Annotated in this window: 6 protein-coding genes; 3 read left to right on the forward strand and 3 right to left on the reverse strand. The window is 72.7% G+C overall.

All coding sequences use genetic code 11. From position 1 onward, the window contains the following. Positions 1 to 970 (forward strand): glycosyl hydrolase family 18 protein (locus tag E2651_RS40195; protein WP_135336224.1); only part of this gene is annotated, 970 nt, incomplete at its 5' end. On the opposite strand, the gene E2651_RS40200 is transcribed toward E2651_RS40195, so the two are convergent. Continuing rightward, positions 967 to 2,385: an amidase gene (locus E2651_RS40200; protein WP_135336225.1), complete on the reverse strand. Its 1,419-nt coding sequence runs from the start codon at positions 2,383 to 2,385 to the stop codon at positions 967 to 969. The genes E2651_RS40195 and E2651_RS40200 overlap by 4 nt on opposite strands. Positions 2,386 to 2,565: 180 nt before the next feature. On the opposite strand from E2651_RS40200, the gene E2651_RS40205 reads away from it, so the two are divergent. After that, positions 2,566 to 3,636, forward strand: a complete 1,071-nt coding sequence (locus tag E2651_RS40205) for a LacI family DNA-binding transcriptional regulator (protein WP_135336226.1) — start codon at positions 2,566 to 2,568, stop codon at positions 3,634 to 3,636. Between the two features lie 32 nt (positions 3,637 to 3,668). Here E2651_RS40205 and trxA read toward each other — a convergent pair whose 3' ends face one another. Continuing rightward, positions 3,669 to 4,058, reverse strand: a complete 390-nt coding sequence (trxA, locus tag E2651_RS40210) for a thioredoxin (protein WP_135336227.1) — start codon at positions 4,056 to 4,058, stop codon at positions 3,669 to 3,671. A gap of 142 nt (positions 4,059 to 4,200) precedes the next feature. On the opposite strand from trxA, the gene E2651_RS40215 reads away from it, so the two are divergent. Then, on the forward strand, positions 4,201 to 5,625 hold the full coding sequence (locus E2651_RS40215) for an NAD(P)/FAD-dependent oxidoreductase (RefSeq protein WP_135336228.1): 1,425 nt from the start codon (positions 4,201 to 4,203) through the stop codon (positions 5,623 to 5,625). Between the two features lie 152 nt (positions 5,626 to 5,777). Here E2651_RS40215 and E2651_RS40220 read toward each other — a convergent pair. After that, the coding region (locus E2651_RS40220) for an electron transfer flavoprotein subunit alpha/FixB family protein (protein WP_135335776.1) at positions 5,778 to 6,067 on the reverse strand (290 nt) is incomplete at its 5' end.

Below are 6,067 nucleotides of genomic sequence, written 5' to 3' on the forward strand. Positions count from 1 at the left end.
CTCCGCCCCCATCGCACCCCCGCCGCGCACCGTCTCCGCGTGGCTGCCCTACTGGGACCAGGAAGCCGCGTACGAGGACGCCTTGCGCCACGCCGCCCAACTGCACACCGTCAGCCCCTTCTGGTACCGCACGAAGTCGGCCGGAAACGTGGTCGGCTTCACCGGAGCGGGGGACCGACGCGTCATCGACGGACTCCACAAGGCGGGCGTCAAGGTCGTGCCGACCGTCATGGAGAAGATGGAGCCCGGCGCGCTCGCCTCCGTCGTCACCGACAAGAACCGCCGCGCCCGGCACATCGACGCGCTGCTCCGTGTCGTCCGCAGCCGCTCGTACGACGGGCTCGACCTGGACTACGAGACCATCGCGGCCACCGGGGACGCCGACTACAAGAAGGTGGGTTCCGGGCACGCGACGCTGGTCACCGACCTGTGCGCCCGGCTGCACGCCCTGCGGAAACAGTGCGTGGTCACCGTCTCGCCCAAGACGCGGACCAGCGGGCGCGTCTGGGACTACCGCCGACTGGGCGCCGCCGCCGACCGGTTGCGCGTCATGGCCTACGACCAGCACTGGGCCGAGGGATCGCCAGGACCGCTCTCCGCGCCCGCCTGGTACGAGGAGATCCTGCGCCGCGCCACCGCCGAAGTCCCCGCCCGCAAGCTGGAGATGGGCCTGCCCGGCTACGGCTGGGACTGGGGCGTGGGCAGCCGCGACCGCGCCCGGCACGTCACCTGGAAGGAGGCGGAGGCCCTGCGCCGCAAGGTCGGCGCGCCCTACCGCCTGGACCCCGCGTCGAGCACGCCCCACTTCACGTACGACGAAGGAGGCAAGCGCCGCACCGTCTGGTACCAGGACGCGCGCGGAACGGCCGCCCATCTGCCGGTCCTCCGCAAGTACGGCGTACGCCACACCGTCCTGTGGGCCCTCGGCTTCGAGGACCCGGCGCTGTGGCGCACGCTGGCGAAGGGTTAGGCCACCGTCTCGGCCACGGCGGGCCACCGCTCGTACCAGCGCTGGTCCGCCTCCAACTGCGCGGCAAGGGACACCAGGAGCGGCTCACTGCCTGCCGGGCCGAGCAGCTGGGCGCCCACCGGAAGCCCGTCGCCCACCCGCCCGGCCGGCACGTTCACGCCGGGCCAGCCGAGGACGTTCCAGGTCCAGGCGTAGGGGCAGGCGGCGATCATCGCCTGGTCGGTGCGCCAGCCGCTGAGCTTCGCCAGGGTGCCTATCCGGGGCGGGGGAGTGGCCGTGGTGGGCGTGAGGACCACGTCGTACGTCGAGAAGACCGCGCCGACGCGACGGTGCAGGGCGGCCTCGGCGCGCCGGGCCAGGCGCAGCGGCGCACCGCCGAGCAGGCGGCCGAGGCGTGCGGCCTCCTTGGTGCGCGGGTCGAGCAGGCGGGGGTCGGGGACCTCGCGGGCCCAGTCGGTGATGCCCGCCGTGGCGCGCGGCACGAAGTCGAGGCCGATCTGCCCGTAGCGCGGGTCGGCCTCCTCGACGTCGTGCCCGAGCGCGGCGAGCCGGTCCGCGAGGACGATGACCTTGCGCCGCACCACCTGATCGAGCCGCTTGGGCGTCGCGGTGAACGGCATGCGCAGCGACAGCGCGATCCGAAGGCGTCCCGGCTCGCGGGTGGCCGCCTCGACGGCGCTGATGGCGGGCGGCTTGTGCAGGTCGCCCTCGTGGTTGCCGCTCGCCGCGTCCAGGAGCAGCGCCGCGTCGGCGACGGTCCTGGCGAGCGGTCCGTTGACGGTGATGCCGTTGAAGGCCTCGGGCCACGGCCAGGTGGAGATCCGGCCGCGCTGCGGCTTGATGCCCACGAGATGGGTCCAGGCGGCCGGGATGCGCACCGATCCCGCCCCGTCCGAGCCGAGCGCGGCCGGGACGAGCCCGGCGGCGACCGCGGCCGCCGAACCGCCCGACGACCCGCCGGGGGTGTGGCCGGTGTGCCAGGGATTGCGGGTGTCCCCGAAGCCGGGCCCTTCGGTGAACGGCCACTGGCCGAGCTCGCAGGTGTTGGTCTTGCCGACGATCACCGCGCCGGCCGCCCGCAGCCGGCGCACCGACTCGGCGTCCTCCTTCTTCGGCGGGAAGTCGCCCCGGCAGCCGAACGCGGTCGGCTCGCCCGCGATGTCGGTGTCGTCCTTCACGGCCAGCGGCACACCGAGCAGCGGCGGAAGACCGGGACCGCCCGCCGCCAACTCCCGGTCGGCGGCGTCCGCTTCGGCGAGCGCGGCCTCGGCGCGGACCAGCTTGAAGGCGTTGAGCACCGGCTGGGACGCCTCGATCCGGGCCAGCGTCCGCTCGGTCAGCGCACGCGAGGTCACTTCTCCGGCGGCCAGCGCGCGGGCGGTCCGCTCCAGGCCGTCGGCACGGTCGGCAGTCATGTGGGGGCACCTTTGATCGGTGGGCAGGTGCCCGCACGCTACCGGCCGGTAGGCCAACGCGGAACGAGGGAAGGGAAGTTCGCGCCGCGCACGCCACCGCCAAGCGCCCGACGTCCGCCCACAGCGCCCGGACGCCCGCCTGGGGGCGCCCCGGCGGGGTCTGGAAAGATGAACCCCGACATGGTGCAGATACCTGATCAGCAGCCCACGCAGCCCACGCAGCACTCCGTTCCGAACGCCGCTGCGAACGCCGCTGCGAACTCCGTGCCGACGAGTGCCGACGTCGCGCGTCTGGCGGGAGTCTCGCGCGCGACCGTCTCGTACGTCCTCAACAACACCAGCGCCGTCCGCATCAGCGAACCCACCCGCCGCCGCGTCCACGCGGCCGCCAAGGAACTCGGTTACGTCCCGCACGCCGCGGCCCGCAGCCTGCGCGCCGGGCACACCCGCGTGGTCCTGATGCCGACGCCACAGATTCCGGCAGGCCCGCTGTTCAGCGAGTTCTTCAACGAACTGCAGTGGGCGCTCAGCCGATTCGACTACACCGTCGTGCAGTACGGCAGCCTCGGCCTGACCGGCGAGGACGCGGCCCGCGCCTGGGCGGAACTGCGCCCCGTCGCGGTCCTCGCCCCCGACGCGTCGGCGCTCGGCGCGCGCGGCGTGAGCGTCCTGAAACGGTCGGGCGCCAAGGCCGTCTTCACGCTCGGCCCGCAGCGCGCCGAGGGCGCGCACGCCCTGCTCATGGACCAGCGCCTGGTGGGCCGGTGCGCCGCCACCCACCTCCTGGAACGCGGCAGACGGCACATCGGCGCCGTGGTCCCCGAGGAGCGGGGCCTCGAACCCTTCTCACGGCCGCGCGTCGAAGGCATCCGCGCCGCGCTGCACGGCAAGGACGCCTCACTGACCGAGCTGCCCCTCGCGTACACGGAGGAGGCGGCGGCCCGGCTCGCGGCGGGCTGGCGCGAGCTGGGGATCGACGGAGTGTTCACCTACAACGACGAGTACGCGATGCTGCTGATGCGGGCGCTCCAGGACGAGGGGGTCGCCGTGCCCGACGAGACGGCGCTCGTCGGCGCCGACGACCTGATGCTCGGCAGGCTCCTGCGGCCCCGGCTCAGCACGGTCCGCATCGAACTGCCGTCAGGACAGGAACTCGCGGAGCTGGTCGACCGGGTCGTGCGTGACCCCGGCATGGAACCCGAGGTGCACGACGTGCTCGGCGCGACGGCTGTGCACCGCGAGTCCAGCTGACCCTTTCGCTTGCGGTCGTCTGCGGTCGTTCCTTACTGGTCCTGCGCCTCGGCCTTGGCCTGCTCCTCGGCGACGGACTTGCGGACCTCGTCCATGTCCAGCTTCCTGGCCTGACCGATGACGTCCTCGAGGGCCGCCTCGGGGAGCGCCCCGGGCTGCGCGAACACGGCCACCTGGTCACGGACGATCATCAGCGTGGGAATCGACTGGATGCCGAAGGCCTGCGCAAGCTCGGGCTGCGCCTCCGTGTCGACCTTCCCGAAGACCAGGTCGGGGTTGGCCTCGGCGGCCTTCTCGTAGACGGGCGCGAACGACCGGCACGGGCCGCACCAGGACGCCCAGAAATCGATCAGGACAAATTCGTTGTCCGTGACCATCTGGTCGAAGTTCTCCTTGGTGAGCTCCACAGTCGTGCTGCTCATGGTTAGTTCCCTCTTCCTGGTATCGGGTGAAGCCGCCTTGCACAACGGCCCCGCCCGCGGACGTATTCCATCCGCGCACCGGTGCCGCTCCGCGCGCGTACCCATGTGGCCACGTCGCACACCTGGCACCACACTGGCTTCCATGACGGAATCGAAGGCGTACGACGTAGTGGTCCTGGGCGCTGGTCCCGTGGGGGAGAACGTCGCGGACCGGGCCCGTGCCGCGGGCCTGAGCGTCGCGTTGGTGGAGAGTGAACTGGTCGGGGGTGAATGCTCGTACTGGGCCTGCATGCCGAGCAAGGCGCTGCTGCGGCCCGTGATCGCCCGCTCGGACGCGCGCAAGGTGCCGGGGCTGCGGCAGGCGGTACAGGGCCCGCTGGACGCGGCCGCGGTCCTGGCGCACCGGGACGACTACGCATCGCACTGGAAGGACGACGGCCAGGTCGGCTGGCTCGACGGCATCGGAGTGGACCTCTACCGCGGCCACGGCCGCATCACCGGCACCCGCCAGGTGACCATCACGGACCCCGACGGGCCCCACGAGACGCTCACCGCGCGCCACGCCGTGGCGATCTGCACCGGCACCCGCGCCGCGCTGCCCGACCTGCCCGGCATCGCCGATGTGAAGCCCTGGACGAGCCGTGAGGCCACGAGCTCCGACTACGTCCCCGGCCGCCTCGCGGTGGTCGGCGGAGGCGTCGTCGCCGTAGAGATGGCCACGGCCTGGCAGGCACTGGGCGCACAGGTCACGGTGCTCGTACGGGGCGAAGGGCTGCTGGCGCGCATGGAGCCGTTCGCCGGGGAACTGGTCACCAAGGCGCTGACGGAGGCGGGCGCGCAGGTCCGCACGGGCGTCTCCGTCACGGCGGTGCGGCGCGAGAACGGCACCGTCACGGCGACCCTCTCCGACGGGGAAACCCTCGACGCCGACGAGATCCTCTTCGCCACGGGCCGCGCCCCGCGCACCGACGACCTCGGCCTGGAGACGATCGGCCTGGAACCGGGCTCGTGGCTGCCGGTCGACGAGAGCCTGCGCGTGCAGGGCAGCGACTGGCTCTACGCGGTGGGCGACGCCAACCACCGCGCGCTCCTCACCCACCAGGGCAAGTACCAGGCCCGCATCGCGGGTGCCGCGATCACCGCCCGCGCGCAGGGCGTCCCCCTCCTGGAGACCGACCGCTGGGGCGCCCACTCCGCGACCGCCGACCACGCGGCCGTCCCGCAGGTGGTCTTCACCGACCCCGAGGCGGCGTCGGCGGGCCTCACGCTTGCGGAGGCGGAGTCCGCGGGCCACCGCGTGCGCGCCGTGGACTACGACATCGCGGGGGTGTCGGGCGCGGGCCTCTACGCGGACGGCTACGAGGGTCGCGCCCGCATGATCGTCGACCTGGACCGCGAGATCCTGCTGGGCGTCACGTTCGTGGGCCCCGGCGTCGGCGAGCTCATCCATTCGGCCACGATCGCGATCGCGGGCGAGGTCCCGATCGACCGCTTGTGGCACGCGGTTCCGGCGTATCCGACGGTGAGCGAGGTGTGGCTGCGGCTGCTGGAGACCTATCGCGGGTGACGGGCGCTGTGCTGCCCAGGGGTGTGTGACGTGCCGGGGCGTGTGACGCATCGAGGCCCTCGCTCCCGCGTGCTGCGGGGGCGAGGGCCTCGATGCGGTCAGCTAGGTCAACCAGCTCAGCTAGGTCAACTGGCTCAGCTAGGTCAACTGGCTCAGCCCTTGCGGGTCTTGACCTCTTCGGTGAGGGCGGGGACGACGTCGAAGAGGTCGCCGACGACGCCGTAGTCGACGAGGTCGAAGATCGGGGCCTCGGCGTCCTTGTTGATCGCCACGATCGTCTTGGAGGTCTGCATGCCCGCACGGTGCTGGATCGCGCCCGAGATGCCGGAGGCGATGTACAGCTGCGGCGAGACACTCTTGCCGGTCTGGCCGACCTGGTTGGAGTGCGGGTACCAGCCCGCGTCCACCGCGGCACGCGAGGCACCCACGGCCGCACCCAGGC

It is taken from the genome of Streptomyces sp. MZ04 (genome assembly GCF_004684775.1).
Classification (GTDB): Bacteria; Actinomycetota; Actinomycetes; order Streptomycetales; family Streptomycetaceae; genus Streptomyces.